This window comes from Parahalioglobus pacificus, assembly GCF_014652275.1.
Classification (GTDB): domain Bacteria; phylum Pseudomonadota; class Gammaproteobacteria; order Pseudomonadales; family Halieaceae; genus Parahalioglobus; species Parahalioglobus pacificus.
In genome coordinates, this window is record NZ_BMYM01000001.1 from 456,387 (window position 1) to 472,755 (window position 16,369).

Annotated in this window: 13 protein-coding genes; 7 read left to right on the forward strand and 6 right to left on the reverse strand. The window is 56.0% G+C overall.

Annotation, left to right across the window (positions count from 1 at the left end; genetic code table 11):
- The first annotated feature begins 74 nt into the window (after positions 1-74).
- The 3 genes from prfB (at position 75) to IE089_RS02205 (ending at position 3,350) form a co-directional block, all read left to right on the forward strand.
- Positions 75-1,173, forward strand: a protein-coding gene (gene prfB, locus IE089_RS02195; protein ID WP_189474756.1) for a peptide chain release factor 2 whose coding sequence is annotated in 2 segments (ribosomal slippage) — positions 75-149 and positions 151-1,173 — 1,098 coding nt in all. Because the reading frame shifts where the segments join, the coding sequence is not laid out codon by codon here.
- A gap of 34 nt (positions 1,174-1,207) precedes the next feature.
- A complete protein-coding gene (lysS, locus tag IE089_RS02200; protein ID WP_189474758.1) occupies positions 1,208-2,701 on the forward strand; it encodes a lysine--tRNA ligase in 1,494 nt (497 codons plus the stop codon).
- Between the two features lie 73 nt (positions 2,702-2,774).
- The gene (locus IE089_RS02205; protein ID WP_189474759.1) at positions 2,775-3,350 is read left to right on the forward strand and encodes a hypothetical protein; all 576 of its coding nucleotides are present in this window, start codon (positions 2,775-2,777) and stop codon (positions 3,348-3,350) included.
- Here IE089_RS02205 and IE089_RS02210 read toward each other — a convergent pair.
- The 3 genes from IE089_RS02210 to IE089_RS02220 are packed head-to-tail and all read right to left on the reverse strand — an operon-like array spanning position 3,307 to position 6,657.
- Positions 3,307-4,836, reverse strand: a complete 1,530-nt coding sequence (locus tag IE089_RS02210) for a sensor histidine kinase (RefSeq protein ID WP_189474761.1) — start codon at positions 4,834-4,836, stop codon at positions 3,307-3,309. The two genes, IE089_RS02205 and IE089_RS02210, sit on opposite strands and share 44 nt — an antisense overlap.
- Positions 4,833-5,207, reverse strand: coding sequence for a response regulator (locus IE089_RS02215; RefSeq protein WP_189474763.1), 375 nt, complete (start codon positions 5,205-5,207; stop codon positions 4,833-4,835). Before IE089_RS02215 ends, IE089_RS02210 begins: the two co-directional genes overlap by 4 nt.
- Positions 5,200-6,657 carry a response regulator gene (locus IE089_RS02220; protein WP_229802541.1) on the reverse strand — a complete coding sequence of 486 codons (1,458 nt, stop codon included), beginning with the start codon at positions 6,655-6,657 and terminating at the stop codon, positions 5,200-5,202. The genes IE089_RS02215 and IE089_RS02220 overlap by 8 nt, the downstream gene beginning before the upstream one ends.
- A 188-nt stretch (positions 6,658-6,845) precedes the next feature.
- On the opposite strand from IE089_RS02220, the gene IE089_RS02225 reads away from it, so the two are divergent.
- Positions 6,846-7,493 (forward strand): Crp/Fnr family transcriptional regulator, encoded by a 648-nt coding sequence (locus IE089_RS02225; RefSeq protein WP_189474765.1) that lies wholly within the window; start codon positions 6,846-6,848, stop codon positions 7,491-7,493.
- Between the two features lie 159 nt (positions 7,494-7,652).
- Here the strand turns inward: IE089_RS02225 and xseA are convergent, their stop codons facing one another.
- Positions 7,653-9,029 (reverse strand): exodeoxyribonuclease VII large subunit, encoded by a 1,377-nt coding sequence (gene xseA, locus IE089_RS02230; protein ID WP_189474767.1) that lies wholly within the window; start codon positions 9,027-9,029, stop codon positions 7,653-7,655.
- Between the two features lie 90 nt (positions 9,030-9,119).
- Between xseA and guaB the strand changes: the two genes are divergently transcribed.
- The 3 genes from guaB to IE089_RS02245 all read left to right on the forward strand — a co-directional run bounded on the left by guaB (position 9,120) and on the right by IE089_RS02245 (position 12,744).
- Positions 9,120-10,589 carry an IMP dehydrogenase gene (gene guaB / locus IE089_RS02235; protein WP_189474768.1) on the forward strand — a complete coding sequence of 490 codons (1,470 nt, stop codon included), beginning with the start codon at positions 9,120-9,122 and terminating at the stop codon, positions 10,587-10,589.
- A 98-nt stretch (positions 10,590-10,687) separates the two neighbouring features.
- Positions 10,688-12,265, forward strand: a complete 1,578-nt coding sequence (gene guaA / locus IE089_RS02240) for a glutamine-hydrolyzing GMP synthase (RefSeq protein ID WP_189474769.1) — start codon at positions 10,688-10,690, stop codon at positions 12,263-12,265.
- On the forward strand, positions 12,265-12,744 hold the full coding sequence (locus IE089_RS02245) for a hypothetical protein (RefSeq protein WP_189474770.1): 480 nt from the start codon (positions 12,265-12,267) through the stop codon (positions 12,742-12,744). The genes guaA and IE089_RS02245 overlap by 1 nt, the downstream gene beginning before the upstream one ends.
- Before the next feature lie 437 nt (positions 12,745-13,181).
- On the opposite strand, the gene IE089_RS02250 is transcribed toward IE089_RS02245, so the two are convergent.
- Both IE089_RS02250 and IE089_RS02255 read right to left on the reverse strand, forming a co-directional pair.
- Positions 13,182-15,632 (reverse strand): ABC transporter permease, encoded by a 2,451-nt coding sequence (locus tag IE089_RS02250; protein WP_189474771.1) that lies wholly within the window; start codon positions 15,630-15,632, stop codon positions 13,182-13,184.
- A gap of 39 nt (positions 15,633-15,671) precedes the next feature.
- Positions 15,672-16,355 (reverse strand): ABC transporter ATP-binding protein, encoded by a 684-nt coding sequence (locus IE089_RS02255; RefSeq protein ID WP_189474772.1) that lies wholly within the window; start codon positions 16,353-16,355, stop codon positions 15,672-15,674.
- Positions 16,356-16,369 lie beyond the last annotated feature (14 nt).

Below are 16,369 nucleotides of genomic sequence, written 5' to 3' on the forward strand. Positions count from 1 at the left end.
GCGGTCGTCTGGCGCATTCCCCCTGCGCACTGGCTGCGCTAAAATGCGCGCCTTTTTCGAGGAATCGTTGACCCATGCTGGAGATCAACCCGCTACTGCAAGCCCTGAAAGACATCGAGGCGCGTACCGACGTGCTTAGGGGGTATCTTTGACTTTGCTGAACGCAAAGATCGGCTGGCCGAAGTAGAGCTGGAACTCGCTGAGCCCTCAGTCTGGGAAGACCCTGATCGGGCGCAGGCTTTGGGGCGAGAGCGTGCCTCTCTCGAAAGTATTGTTCACACCATTGAAAGCCTCACTTCGGGCGCGGCTGATGCCGCCGACCTGCTCGAGATGGCCGCTGCTGAGGATGACGAAGATGCCACGGAAGAGATCCGCGAGGAAATTGATGGTCTGATCGGCATTCTGGAAAAGCTTGAGTTCCGTCGCATGTTCAGCGGCGAAATGGACGCCAACAATGCCTTCCTAGATATTCAGGCAGGGTCCGGTGGCACCGAGGCCCAGGATTGGGCCGAGATGATGCTTCGCATGTATCTGCGCTGGGCAGAGGCCAAGGGATTCAAGGCTGAGCTGGTGGAGTGTAGCGCCGGCGAGGTGGCGGGCATCAAGAGCGCCACCATCTTCATTGAAGGCGAGTACGCCTTCGGCTGGCTGCGTACGGAAATCGGTGTACATCGCCTGGTGCGTAAATCGCCCTTCGATTCCGGCAATCGCCGCCACACGTCGTTTTCTGCCGTGTTCGTATCGCCAGAGATCGACGACAACATCGATATCGAGATTGATCCCTCCGATGTGCGCACTGACACCTACCGGGCATCGGGCGCCGGCGGTCAGCACGTGAACAAAACCGATTCAGCGGTGCGCCTGACGCATGAGCCCAGCGGTATTGTTGCGCAGTGTCAGAGCGAGCGCTCGCAGCATCAGAACCGCGACAAGGCCTGGAAGATGCTTCGTGCGAAGTTATACGAGCAGGAAGTGATGAAGCGCCAGGAGGCAGCCCAGGCCGCAGAAGATAGCAAAGCTGATATCGGCTGGGGCAGCCAGATTCGTTCCTACGTGCTTGATGACTCTCGTATTAAGGATCTGCGCACTGGCGTTGAAACCAGCAACACGCAAGCCGTGCTGGACGGCAGTATTGATCGCTTTATCGAAGCCTCATTGAAGAGCGGCCTCTAGGCTCGCAAACCACTATTGATTGGATACTACCCGCATGAGTACTGACACACAGGCACCCGCGCCCCAGGATGAGAACAAGCTGATCGCCGAGCGGCGCAGCAAACTCGACAGCCTGCGCGAGGCGGGGCCGGCCTTCCCCAACGACTTCCGGCGCAGCGCGCTGGCGGGCGACCTACAGCGTGATTACGGTGACCAAGATAAGGAAAGCCTTGAAGCCGCCGGTCAGTCTTTCGCCGTCGCCGGTCGCCTGGTTCGCAACCGCGGTGCTTTTCTGCTGATTCAGGATGTGTCCGGCAGCATTCAGTTGTACATCGACCGCAAGGGGCTGGACGAAGATACGCTGGCGGCCATCAAGTCCTGGGACCTGGGCGATATCGTTGCCGCAGAAGGCGTGCTGCATAAGTCGGGCAAGGGCGATTTGTACATCAATATGAGTACAGCTCGCCTGCTCACTAAAGCCCTGCGTCCGCTGCCTGACAAATACCACGGACTGGCCGACCAGGAACAGCGCTATCGCCAGCGCTATGTTGATCTGATCGTCAACGAATCGTCGCGTGAGGTGTTCCGTCTCCGTTCACGCATCATTGCGTTTATTCGCAATTACATGGCCGGACGCGACTTCATGGAAGTTGAGACGCCGATGATGCACCCTATCCCTGGCGGTGCGACGGCCAAGCCCTTTGTGACTCATCATAATGCGCTGGATCTCGATATGTACCTGCGCATCGCACCCGAGTTGTACCTGAAACGACTCACAGTGGGTGGCTTTGAGCGGGTGTTCGAAATCAACCGCAGCTTCCGCAACGAGGGGTTATCCACGCGGCATAATCCCGAGTTCACCATGCTCGAGTATTACTGGGCGTATGCGGATTTCGAGGATGCAATGGATCTCACGGAAGATCTGATGCGCAAGTTGACTCAGGGGGTGTTGGGCACAACCACGGTGACCTACCAGGGTCAGGACTACGACTTTGCGCAGCCATTCCGTCGTATGACCGTGTTCGACAGCATTCTGCACTTCAATCCGGAGCTGACTGCGCACCAGATCTCTGACGACACGCAGGCAAGAGAGGTGCTGCGCGGTCTTGGTGTAGAGGCCCAGCCCGGCTGGGGTCTTGGCAAGGTGCAACTGGAGATATTCGAAGCGACGGTCGAGGAGAATCTGGACCAGCCAACCTTTATTACTGCCTATCCAACGGAAGTGTCTCCACTGTCGCGTCGCAACGATGATGATCCCTTCATCACGGACCGCTTTGAGTTCTTTGTGGGTGGACGCGAGCTGGCTAATGGCTTCTCGGAACTCAATGATGCAGAGGACCAGGCAGAGCGGTTCCAGGCGCAGGTGGCGGAGAAAGACGCGGGCGACGAAGAGGCCATGCACTTTGACCACGACTATGTGCGCGCGTTGGAGTATGGCATGCCCCCTACTGTGGGCGAGGGTATCGGTATAGATAGACTGGTGATGCTGCTCACTGACTCACCCTCCATCAGGGACGTGCTGTTGTTCCCCCATATGCGGCCGGAGTAGGGGCTTGCCCCTGGTACCCCTGCGAGTGCTAAACTCCGGCAACGCCGCGACGCGGACGCGCTCTGGAGAATCTGTGCCAAACCGACTCACGCCTGCCACCGTCTTTTTGTGCGCGCTGGTCATGACCGGCTGTAATACCCCAGCGACGGTGGCTCCCGAGGAGCCGCGCGACCCCAACTCCGTTCCTGAATTGACGCTCAATCTGCCTGAGGCACGTGACTGTGAATGTAATGAAGCACCGTCGCGCGACTTTACGTTTCTGGAGCGCGGCTATAGCGCACTTACCCTGAACGAGTACGAGGATGCGGTGGCGTATTTCCAGCGCTATCGCCGCCTTGAGAAAACCCCCGAGGCACGCTGGGAAGCCGATATCGGTATCGCGTTTGTCAGCATGCTGCCAAATAGCCCCTTCTTCAATGCAGAAGAGGCACGCAAGGCCTGGCGCGAACTGAATAAACAGCTCACACCCGACATGCAGGTGCACGACAAGGCGCGCCTGATGAACGATGCACTGGCCGGCTTTTCGCTCTTGGATCGCCGCGTGAAGGATCTGGAAGATGACAACAGCATGTTGTCAGAAGATCTGGAGAAGCGTGAAGAAGCCCTCAAGCGGCTGCGCGAGCTAACTCTGGGTCAAGCGGAAGAGTAACTGTAAAGGTTGCGCCCTCGCCGGGTCGACTCTCTACGCTGATGGTGCCGCCCATCATTTCACTGTAATCGCGACAGATAGCTAGCCCAAGACCGGTGCCACCATAAGTGGCGCTGGTAGAGCTGTCTGCCTGAACGAAGGCATCGAAGACTTTGTCCTGCTGCTCTTCGGTCATGCCGATCCCAGTGTCGTGCACCGCAAACTCCAGCCAGTCGACCTTTCCCTTTTTGGGCTGCACCTCGACGCTGATATACCCCCCGTCGGTGAACTTGCAGGCGTTGCTGAGCAGGTTGAGGAATATCTGTCGGAACTTGGTGGCATCGGAGTACATGGTGGGTAGATCGTCTGTGCCGGAGACCTGTAGCGTGTTCTTGCGTTCACGCATCAATGGCGTGAGCGAGTCACAGACCTGCTGGATCACGTCCTGTGGCGCGAAGGTCTCACAGTGCAGCGACATCTTGCCGGTTTCAATTTTGGAAAGATCCAGGATGTCATTGATCAGGTTCAGCAGCTGCCGACCGGACTGGATGATCTTGTCCAGGTCGCGTCGAAACTGTGGGCGGTCCACCGCTTCGCTGTCGTCCAGTTCATCGTGCAGCATTTCGCTGTAGCCGATGATGGCGTTCAGAGGCGTGCGAAGTTCATGGCTCACGTTGGCCAGGAAGATGCTCTTGGCGGCGTTGGCTTCGTCAGCGCTGTCTTTAGCCTGCTGTACGTCGTAAATCGCATTGCGCAATTTATCCGACATGGTGTTGAAGGCGCGCGCTAGGTCTCCCAGCTCGCCATCTTCATTAATACTGTCGATACGGTAACTCAAGTCGCCACTGCCGAAACGTTCAGTGCCGCGCTTGAGGCGTTTCAGGGCGCCATTGGTGTATCGCACCAGAAAGAAACCCAACATGGCAGTTAGGAAGATAGAGGCAAAGAAACCGATAACAGTGATTCTATCCGTGAGCGCGATAGTGCGATCGATAATATTCGCGCGCTGCACTGCAATAAACGCCTGGCGCTCTTCCAATTCCTTCAGCCGCTGTAGAGCGGTCACGTAGTACAGCGGGTCCTCAACGTCGCTCTCGAAGTCGGGGTCGTTGTAGTTTTCGTAAAAGGCAGTCCAGCCATCGAGTAGCTCGCCCGAAGACTCCCACAAACGCTGATACTGCAGCTCGGTAACGTCGGGGCTGAGGTCTCCCAGTCGGGCAATGCTGCTGCGGATATCACCAATGTTGGCCAGGGAGGCCTGTTGTTCGCCGGCATCCAACTGATCGTCCGTGGTGTCGCGCAATGTTGCCAGCACGCGAATTCGTTGGCGTTGGTCCGCCAATTCCTGCTCCACTTCTGTGGACATTTGCGCGGCGGTAACCGCATCGCGATAGGCCACCATACTTTCGCTACGCGCGTAGCTGCCCCAAAAGTGTGTGCCCACGTTGACGGCGAATAACACCAGGATGGTGAACAGCGACAGTACCAGTCGACGTCTCAGGCTCATGATTGCGTCAGCTTCTCGATCTTGATCAACAAGCCGGGGAAGTCCACGGGCTTCGTGGCGTAGTCGTCGCAGCCGGCCTCCAGCGCGTTCAGCCTGTCAGCTTCCATGGCGTGGGCGGTCAGAGCGATGATGGGAATGTGCTTGATACGTTCATCCTTGCGCGCCTCCCTGCAGGCACTCCAGCCATCGAGTACCGGGAGATTCATGTCCATCAGCACGAGCGTGGGCTGCTCCTCAATCATCTTGTCCAGCGCCTCGCGGCCATCGGCTGCAATGATGACCTCCATGCCTGCGCGGCTTAAGCGCCGCACCAGCATTTCCCGATTGAGTTCGTTATCTTCCACCAACAGTATGGGCTGCAGATCATCCATCGGTAGCGGCCTCGATTCGGTGGACGGTAACCAGTTCGTCGATGCCTTTGACCTTCAACTCGCGGGTGTCGCACACCGGGTAGCGGTGCGATAGCTTGCGGAAAGTGCTGTCCGACAAGAGTATTTCGCCACCCGCACTCAGGTCTTCGATACGCGAGGTTACGTTCATGGGGTGACCGACAAAGCCGTACTTGCTGCGGCGTTCCGAGCCAATGTTGCCGGCGATGACCTTTCCCGTATTCAAGGCGATACCTGTGGCTACTGCGGGCAGCCCGTCGGCCACATTTTCTGCGTTGATCTCTTCCATGGCAGCCTGCATTGCCAGCGCGCATTTAACGGCGCGGTCTGCATCGTCGTCTCGTTTTTGCGGTGCGCCAAAGACGGCCAGGATCGCATCACCGATGAATTCATCGATAGTGCCCTGATGTGCCAGAATGATATCGGTCATCTTGCCCAGGTAACGATTGAGCATGGTCACCACTTGAGCCGGTGCCAGACGTTCACTCAGAGTGGTAAAGCCGCGGATGTCCGACATCATAATGGTCACTTCGCGTAAATCGCCGCCCAGCTCCAAACCCTCAGGTCGCTCCAGGATGTCCGTCACGATCTCGTCGGACAGGTAACGGCCAAAGGTGGCGCGAATGAACTTTTCGTTGCGCTCTAACTGCTGGCGGTATTGCTCTTCACGATCGTGCCAGCGTTTGCGTTCAATGCCCGCTTTGATGCGCGCCTGCAGCAGTACCGGGTTGAAGGGTTTAAAGAGGTAGTCATCTGCCCCGGCTTCAATACACTCGATAATGCCGTCCATGTCCTGACGCCCGGAGATCACGATGACCGGTGTTGCCCGATATTCCGGGTGTTCCTTGATGCGGCGAAGCACCTCCCGGCCGTCCATTCCGGGCATGACCAGGTCCAGCAGTACCACATCAACGTCGGACTCGCCCAGAGTAGATAGCGCCTCTTCGCCGTTGGCGGCGGTGACCACAAAGTGCCCGCTGCGCGATAGATAGCGGGCAACCAGCTCGCGATTTTCCTGCAGATCGTCAACCGCCAGAATGAATCCTGGGTCGGTGGCAATCGTACGCTGGTCTGCGCCTGGCTCAATACCGGTCTCTTCAGTGTGCGCCGTCTCTATGGCGCTCAGCAGACGCTTTAATGCATCGGCAATGGGCTGGTGCGCCGGCCCCAGATCTTCCAGCAGCATCTCGGCGTAACCGCGCATTGCTGCCAGCACGTTCATCATGTCATGTGCAGCATCTGAATCCTGGCTGACACCCAGCATGCATTCCAGCCGTTGGGCGGCGTCCAGAAGATGCTCCATGTCATCGATGGCGGCCTCATCCAGACGAGACCGGATGTCGGAAAACAGCCCGCGCAACTCAACGATGACACGGCGAATGACATCGCTCCATAGCGCGGCACCTTGATGTTTTGTTGGAGTGTGGGACACACCATCTACCGGGGTAGTAAAGATGCCTGCAGTATAAGCGAGGCGGTACGAGGTGTGGAAACGTAAGACTTGTTCGTTTCATGGGTGGAGGCTGCGCTTTTTCGTCTCGGTGGTACGCAGTGCCGATTGTTTACGGTACTATAGCGCCAAGCTTTAGGGATTAGGCTTGAAACAGGACATCGTTGTTTATGTTGCAACAAGTAGAAATTTTTCAGGGTCTGTCGCAGGAAGAGCTGGAAGCACTGGCTGCAAGCAGTACCAGTCGCTCCTTCCCCAAGAACACTGTGGTTATCCACGAAAACGACCCCGCTGATTCGCTGTTTGTCATTGAGAGTGGCAAGGTCAAGGTGTACTGCAGCGACAAGAATGGCAAAGAGTTCATCATGAACACCCAGGGCGTCGGCGATTACTTCGGTGAACTGGCGCTTCTAGACGATTCCACGCGTTCGGCATCCGTGCGCACCGTTGAGAAGTCCAGCTTCTGCATCATCTACAAAGACGATTTCAATCGTGTGTTGGATGAGCACCCCAATATTACGCGAAAGCTGATCGGCAACCTGTCGCAGCGTGTGCGCAAGCTCACCGCCGATGTGAAAAGTCTCGCCCTGCAGGATGTCTACGGTCGTGTAGCCAACGTGCTTATGGATCTGTCGGAAGAGCGTGGCGATGGCACCTTGTACATCCCGGAGAAGCTGACTCAGCAGGACATCGCCGATCGTGTGGGTGCGTCCCGCGAGATGGTGGCCAGAATTCTCAAGGACCTTACCATCGGTGAGTACATCCGCTTCGAGGGTCGCCATATCATTATCAATACCAGGCTGCCCGCCAAGTACTGAGGCCAGCCATCCATTGCCGGTTGTCGGTGCTTATCGTCACCCGCAATTACCCCCAACAAAGTACTTTTCGAGCCGGCATAGACGTGATCTGTGCGTGCGTATCCAGATAAGCCGAATTTATCTGATCAGGCAGTCAAGGTATCTGACTTCCCCAAGGGTTTATGACTCGTTATCGGGGTGTGTCTCAGAGACGCGGAGTTCGGCACTGCCATCCGCCAGTCTTGCCGTGACTGAATCGCCAGCGCTCAGCGCTTCAGATTGAGTCACCACTGTCCCGGTGTCGTCCGTGATGATGGCGTAGCCGCGTTGCAGGGTCGCCAGCGGATTCAGGGGCTCCAGGCGTGCCGACAGCTGTTCCAGCCGGTGGCGCGACAGGATGAGCCGATGCTGCATCGCATGCTTGAGTTGCTCCTGTTGATTGGTCAGCTGTGATTGCAGTTGCTGCAGCCTGACGTTCGGCGAGCGGGCCTGCAGGCGTGCTTCCAGCAAACCCAGTTGGCTACGCTTACGTTGCAGGCTATTGCGTTGTGCCAGATGCAGGCGTTGCTCCAGGTCATCGAGGCGCTGGGATTGTTCCCGCAGTAATGCCCCCGGGTGCTTAAGGCGTTTACCGAGATGCTCAAGCTCAGTGCGCACCAGAGCCAGCTTACGCTGCATCTGGCGGCTTAGCGCATCCTCCAGGTGTTTTAGGCGCTGCACCCACTCCCGTTGATCTGGACTGACCAATTCGGCCGCCGCGGAGGGGGTTGCTGCCCGTATGTCCGCAACCAGATCGGCGATACTAAAGTCCACTTCGTGTCCCACAGCGCTGACGATGGGCAGATCGCTGGCAGCAATCGCGCGTGCGACCTGTTCCTCGTTAAAGGCCCAAAGGTCCTCCAGCGAGCCGCCCCCGCGACCCACGATCAGGGCATCGAGGGGAACTTTCCCATTTGCTGCCAGTGCATTGGCTCGCGCGATGGCCTGGCAAATCTCGCCAGCAGCAGCCTCGCCCTGCACGGCGACTGGCAACACGTAAACTTCAATGGCCGGGCAGCGTCGTTGCAGTACGGTGAGGATGTCATGAATAGCGGCGCCCGTTGGGCTGGTAATCACGCCCAGCCGGGTAATGGAGTCTGGCAGGGGCTTTTTCTTTTCCGGCGCGAATAGGCCCTCGGCCAACAGGCGCTGTTTTAATCGTTCAAAGGCAAGCTGTAAGGCGCCTTCGCCGTCAAGTTCGGCGTGCTCAACGATCAGCTGAAACTCACCCCTGCCTTCGTACAGCGATACGCGGCAGCGCAGGCGTAATTCGTCGCCATTAGCGGGGGTGAAGCGAAGGCGCTGATTACGATTGCGAAACATGGCGCAGCGAACCTGCGCTGAGCCATCCTTGAGTGAGAAGTACCAGTGCCCGGAGGAGGGGGCTGCAAAATTGGAGACTTCACCCTCCACCCACACGTAGTCAAAGTGGCTTTCCAGCAGCTGCCGAACCTGGCGATTGAGCTGGGCGACAGAGTAAACCTGGCTGGGAGGGGTATCAGCGAAGGGATTTGACACGATAATGTAACGCTGGGCTTTGTTTACTGGAGCTAGGCCAAGGATTTATAATTGCACGTTTACCTTACAGCCGCCAGCCGGAGTTTGCACATGCTGCGTATTGCCCAGGAAGCCCTCACTTTTGACGATGTGTTACTGCTGCCCGGGTATTCTGAAGTGGTGGCAACCGATGTCAGCCTGCGCACGCGTCTGACCCGCAATATTGACCTGAACATCCCGCTGATCTCCGCCGCAATGGATACCGTCACGGAGTCCAGACTGGCGATTGCATTGGCCCAGGAAGGCGGCATCGGGATCATTCACAAGAGCATGACCCTAGAAGAACAGGCAGAGCATGTTCGCCGTGTAAAGAAGTTCGAGAGCGGTGTTGTTAAAGACCCCATCACCATCCAGCAGAATGCCACCATCGGCGAGCTGATGGAGATCACTGCCGCCAACGGTATCTCCGGCCTGCCGGTACTCAACGGCGAAGACCTGGTGGGCATTGTCACCCGCCGCGATCTGCGTTTTGAATCCAACCCCGCCAAGCTGGTGTCCGAGGTGATGACAGCCCGTGATCAGCTGGTCACGGTTAAAGAGGGTGCCAGCACCGAAGAGGTGCAGCGCCTGCTGCATCAGCACCGTATTGAAAAGATACTGGTGGTTAATGACGACTTTGATCTGCGCGGCATGATTACCGTCAAGGATTTTGACAAGGCAGAAAGCTTTCCCAATGCCAGTAAGGATTCCTACGGTCAGCTGCGCGTAGGCGCCTCTGTGGGCACCAGCCCGGATACGGATGAGCGTGTCGCCGCCCTAGTGAATGCCGGCGTCGATGTCTTGGTGGTCGATACAGCTCACGGACACTCCCGCAATGTGCTTGATCGCGTGCGCAAGATTAAAGGCGAATATCCCTCTATTGATGTTATCGGCGGCAATATTGCTACCGCTGCCGCCGCGATGGCACTGGCCGAAGCAGGCGCCGATGGCGTCAAAGTCGGCATCGGCCCCGGTTCTATTTGCACCACACGCATTGTCACCGGCATTGGTGTGCCGCAGATCAGTGCAATTGCCAATGTGGTTGAGGCGCTGGCCAATACCGATGTGCCGGTTATCGCCGACGGCGGTATTCGTTTTTCCGGCGATATCTCCAAGGCCATCGTAGCCGGAGCCCACTCTGTCATGATGGGCAGTATGTTTGCGGGCACCGAAGAAGCACCGGGTGAAGTCGAACTGTACCAGGGCCGTACTTATAAAGCTTATCGTGGGATGGGGTCTTTGGGCGCCATGGCCCAGACGCAGGGCTCTTCAGACCGTTACTTCCAGGATGCCAGCAAGGGCATGGAGAAACTCGTACCGGAGGGTATCGAGGGTCGCGTACCGTACAAGGGGCCAGTGTCGGCGATTATCCATCAACTGATGGGTGGCCTGCGCTCAGCCATGGGTTATACCGGCAGCCAGACGCTGGAAACCATGCGCACAAGGCCGGAGTTCGTTCGCGTGACCGCGGCAGGCATGTCCGAGTCACACGTGCACGATGTGTCAATTACCAAGGAAGCGCCCAATTACCCGGTGCGCTAACCGGCCCTAGCGGAGTCCTCTGGACCTCCGCCTGAGCCAAAGCAAACAACGGCGCCGCTTTGTCTTGCGGCGTTCACACATGATCATCAGGGACCAGCATGAGCGCAGATATTCACGCCCATAAGATTCTTATTCTCGATTTTGGCTCACAGTACACGCAGTTGATTGCCAGGCGTGTGCGCGAAGTGGGTGTTTATAGCGAGATTCGCTCATGGGATATCGACGAGGCTGACGTTCGCGACTTCAATCCCACGGGCATCATCCTCTCGGGCGGCCCTGAATCTGTTGCGGCAGAGAATTCTCCCCGTGCCCCTGACTGCGTGTTCGATATGAACCTGCCGGTACTGGGTATTTGCTACGGCATGCAGACGATGGCTCAGCAGTTCGGGGGTGAAGTCATGCCCTCGGACACCAGCGAATTCGGTTACGCCCAAATCCGTACGCTGGGTAATGGCGGCCTGCTGCATGATATCTGTGATCACGTGGGCGAGGGCGGTGAGAAGTTGCTGGATGTGTGGATGAGCCACGGCGACAAGGTGGTCACGCTGCCACCGGACTTCGAGCTGGCCGCTGAAACCGACAGCTGTCCTATTGCTGCGATGGCCCACAAGACGCGACCGCTGTACGGCATTCAGTTTCACCCGGAAGTCACTCACACCCTGCAGGGCAAGCGAATCTTCGAGCACTTTGTTCTGGAAATCTGCGGCTGCCAGCCGTTGTGGACGCCGGCGAACATTGTTGAAGATGCCATTGCCCGAGTGAAAGAGACTGTGGGCGGCGATAAGGTGCTTTTGGGTTTGTCCGGTGGCGTGGATTCGTCGGTGGTTGCGGCGCTGTTGCACCGCGCCATAGGCGATCAACTGACCTGCGTCTTTGTCGACAATGGCCTGCTGCGTCTCAATGAGGGCGACCAGGTGATGGATATGTTCGCCTCGCACATGGGTGTGAAAGTGATACGCGCCGATGCGGAGGATTTATTCCTTGGGCGCCTCGGTGGCGTTGACGAGCCTGAGCAGAAGCGCAAGATCATTGGCAACACCTTCATTGAGGTGTTCGATCAGGAAGCGGCCAAGCTTCAGGATGTAAAGTGGTTGGCGCAGGGCACTATCTACCCCGACGTCATTGAATCTGCTGGCGCCAAAACTGGCAAAGCCCACGTGATCAAGTCACACCACAATGTGGGTGGCCTGCCAGAGGACATGAGTTTCGAGTTGGTTGAACCCCTGCGTGAACTCTTTAAAGACGAGGTGCGGCAGATCGGTCTGGAATTGGGCTTACCCTACGATATGGTCTACCGCCATCCGTTCCCGGGACCCGGTCTGGGCGTGCGCATTCTTGGCGAGGTTAAAAAGGAATACGCAGAACTGCTCAGGCAGGCAGATTCCATCTTCATCGAGGAACTCCACGCTGCGGATTGGTACCACAAGACCAGTCAGGCCTTTGCCGTTTTCCTGCCTGTGAAGTCAGTGGGCGTTGTGGGTGACGGTCGCCGGTACGAGTATGTGATTGCTATCCGTGCGGTCCAAACGGTAGATTTTATGACGGCCCGTTGGGCGCATCTGCCTCACGAGCTGCTGGAAAAAGTATCCAATCGCATCATTAACGAGATATCGGGTGTCTCCCGCGTCACCTACGATATTAGTGGTAAGCCGCCTGCGACGATTGAGTGGGAGTAATGATGCGTACGCTAAAAATCAGCACCTATTTAGCAGCAGATTTAGAGACGGTTAAGAGTTACTTAATGACGCCAGCGCTACTCAATTATGTGGTGGCTGGTTTAATGAAATTCCATCCTATCGAACCAAATTTCTTTCCGTCAAAATGGGTTGAGGGGAAGTTCTCTGTAAAAATGTTCGCATTTCATTTTTTACCCATCGGAAAACAAATTATAGGTATAGAATTTCCACAAAAATCCGATCATTGGGTTCTCAGAGATAATGGAAGTGGTTCTATAGCAAAAACTTGGGATCATCTAATTTTTTTAGAATCGGAGGGAGGCGGAACTCGATATACAGATGAGGTTTCTATCGATGCTGGTCTTTTCACATTACCAATCTATATCTACGCATTCATTTTTTACTCCTATAGACAAATGCGATGGCGGAAACTAGTAAATCTCAATTTTAGGCCTCTGAATGATCAACTAATCGAGTAGATGTTGCGGGGAAATGGTGGAAAACTGAAAGAGAGTAGCCAATCCTTTCAGTTAAGTTCCTGTAGCGTAACTTTTTTAGAAAGAAATATTTGGAGTAAGGCATTAGCACTTGTAAAGTTTACAAGTCTAAAAGTGCTAAAATACTGATTACATTAGGAATTTGAGGGAGTTACAAAAGCAGAAATGAAGAACGAAACTTGTAAACTACTTGTAAACTCAGTTTTGCCCCTCGCAAACCCTTGCTACATAAGGCTTTGTAAAAGTGTAACTATTGAGTGGGAATAGCGCAGCATCGACGCTCTGAGGCCCTGTAGGCTGGCTTTTTCTTCCAGCGTGCGGGCTTTAAAAACCTCGCAGATGAGAGGGGGAGTGCGATTCGAGACCGATACCTTTTCCAAATACGGCCGGGCTCCTCCTGAACCCGGCCTTTCGTTTCCCTATTCGTAGCGCAGTGCGCCGATCGGGCTCGACATTGCGATTCTTACCGCATGCACGGATACGATTAACCATGCAGTTACCAGTGCCCCCAGCGCCGCTCCCGAGATGATCAGTGGGAGCATAGTGATGCGTTCATCAAAGAAGTTGAGATACAAGCCTGAGGCGGCGTAGGCCAATGGCATAGCGACTGATAGCGACCAGAGCACGGGTATCGAGAACTGCCACACCAGCAGCCGCGCGATCTGATCTACCCTCGCTCCAAGCACTTTGCGAATTCCGATCTCACGGGTGCGGCGCTGTGCCATGAAAGCGGCCAGGCCAAACAGGCCAATCAGTGCCAGCGACAGGGCGATGAGTGCGAAACCTGCAACCACGCGGTTCATGGTCTCGTAAACAATGAAGATTTCGTTGAATACGTCGTCCAGGAAGCGTTGTTGTATCGGGTAGTCGGCTATCACTTCATCCCATACCCGTTCAACTTCGGTAATGGTTTGCACCATGTTGTCGCCGCTGATGCGTATCGCTGCGTTGTTGAGCCACGGCGGTTGAATCATGAACGCAGTGGGTTTGATCTTGTTGTGCAGGCCCAGGAAGTTCTGGTCGGGCAACAAGCCCACGACAATGAACTGCGTTGCGGTTAGCCCCTCAGCCCGTGACTGTTCGCCCAATATTTCGAAGAAACTCTGGCCGACCGCATCAAGCGGATCGTCGAAGCCGAGGCTGCGCGCTCCAGTTTGATTGAGCAGGACGTTAACGACCTCGCTCTCCGCTTCCATTACGTCGCCAGCGATGTCGCGCGTCAATGCGCGGCCCTTTAGCAGAGGGATGTTTAGAGTCTCCAGAAAGCCCTCATCCACCCGGATTCGGTTCATCAAGATCTCTGATGCTTCATCACCGGGTTCCAGCGCCACGCCGGAGGCGCTATTGCTCTGGTTAAAGGGAACCTGACTGAGATAGGTCATGGCTTCCACGCCGGGAAGGTTCATAAGCTGATTGCGCAGGGTCTCATGGCGCGCTTTGATAGCGTCGACGCCTACTCGTTCCAATACGATGACATTGTCCTTAGGGAAAATGTTCGCGGATTGCTCGACCTGCTTGTTCTGGAAATACATCACCATGACCGATGCGAGCATGAACACGGAGATTGTGAACTGCACACCGATCATAAAGCTGCGAAACAAACCGCCCTTATTCCCCCGCAGCATACTGTTATGCAGGCTATCTATGGGCGCTGCACGAGTGATCATGTACGCCGGATAGGCCCCTGCGGCAATGCCAACAATGGTAGTGGTTGCGATGAGGAAGGGGAATATATCCAAATAGTTAATGGTCAGTACCTTCGATGACCAGGCATTGAACAACGGCACTATCAGTTCCAGACAGGCGAGTGCCAATAGCATGGACAGCGCGGCGGTCGTCAGGCTCTCTACCAGAAACTGGAGTAGTAACTGCCCTTTGCTGGCGCCGAAGGTTTTACGCAGCCCCACTTCCCGCGCGCGACCCAGGCTTTGGGCCGTGGCAAGATTGGTGTAGTTGACACAGGCGATGATCAGCACCAGTAATCCCAGCAGCTGCACGCTGGTGATCGCGGGAATGCCGATGGCGTCCCAGATCATGGTGTTGTCCTCTGTTAACGGACGTACCTTAACCTCGGGGATAAATTCTATCTGCCCTTCGGGTGAATGGCGCTGGTACACCGCATTCACTTGATCATAGAGCCACTGTTGCGTTCGACCCTCGGGCAACAACATATAGGTCATGTCGCCCATTGAAAGGTTGCCCCAGTCTTCATCGATATTGAAGTCACGGATATCGGCCAGAGTGTCCAGGGCGGCGAAGAGGCGCGCATCGCGTTCGGTTAAGAGGTTGGAATTGAAATGGCTGTCACTGGGAATGTCCTCAATCACCGCTTTGATGACCAGATCGTGCTCATGGTCCAGCGTCAGGGTTTCACCCGTGACATCTGCGCGTCCAAAGTACTTGAGGGCAGTCGATTCGCTGATGACGAGACCTAGCGGGTCTGCCAGCGCGCTGTTATCGCCGGAAAGATAGGTGAAATCAAACAGCTCTGAAAACTCGGGGTCAGCGAACGTGACCGTGTGGTAATAGCTGTCGTTGCTGCTGCCCACGGTCAGTAGGAACTCGCGCGTGACCGTCCTGGCCACCAGCGAGTCTTCGCCCAATTCTTCCTGCAGAAGAGGTCCCATTGCGGTGTAGATGCTGTTGGTCTCCAGCACTCCAATTTCCGCGGCATCAGAAAACTTGGCGCCCGCAGTGAAGATGCGATCGCGCTGCGAAAACATGCTGTCGTGATCGCGTTCATAGCTGGCCAGAACCATGCCGAACAGGAAAACGGATAGGCCGATCGCCAATCCGACAACGTTAATAAACGCGTACAGCCGGTTCTTGGCCATGTTGCGCAGTGCGAGCTTGATGTAGTTCCCGTACATAATCGTCTCCTTGGACGCAGTGCGTTGGCGTAACGACTGTTATGAGGCGGCCCGCATGCTTTGGGTAACCACGTAACCGTCAAACAGGTTGATGGTGCGACGCGCGTAGTCCGCGTGCGCCGCGGAGTGCGTCACCATCACGATGGTAGTGCCCTCGTTGTTCAACGATTGCAGCATTTCCATCACTTCCTGACCGTGAACGCTGTCCAGGTTGCCCGTGGGCTCATCGGCCAGAATCAACGACTGGTCGCCCACGACAGCGCGCGCTACGGCAACGCGCTGTTGCTGGCCGCCCGACAACTGACTGGGGCGATGTTTGGCGCGATGAGCGATGCCCACCTTGTCCATGATGTGCTCCACACGCTGGCGTCGTTCCTTGGCGCTAATGTCATGGTAGAGCAGGGCCAATTCGATGTTCTCAGCCACACTTAACTCGTCGATCAGGTTAAAGTTCTGGAAGATAAAGCCGATGTTCTGCTTCCTAATCTGGCTGAGTTTTTGCTCGCCATAGGAGGCCACGTTTTCATCCATGAAGAAGTAGTCGCCTTCGCTGGGTTGATCTAGCATCCCGATAACGTTCAGCAGTGTTGACTTACCGCAACCGGAGGGCCCCATGATGGCAACAAACTCGCCTTGCTCGATGTCGATATTGACTGCGTTCAGCGCCACGGTTTCCACTTCGTCGGTTCGGTAAAACTTCGAAAGGTTGTTCAGTTTAAGCATGACAGTGTCCTCGT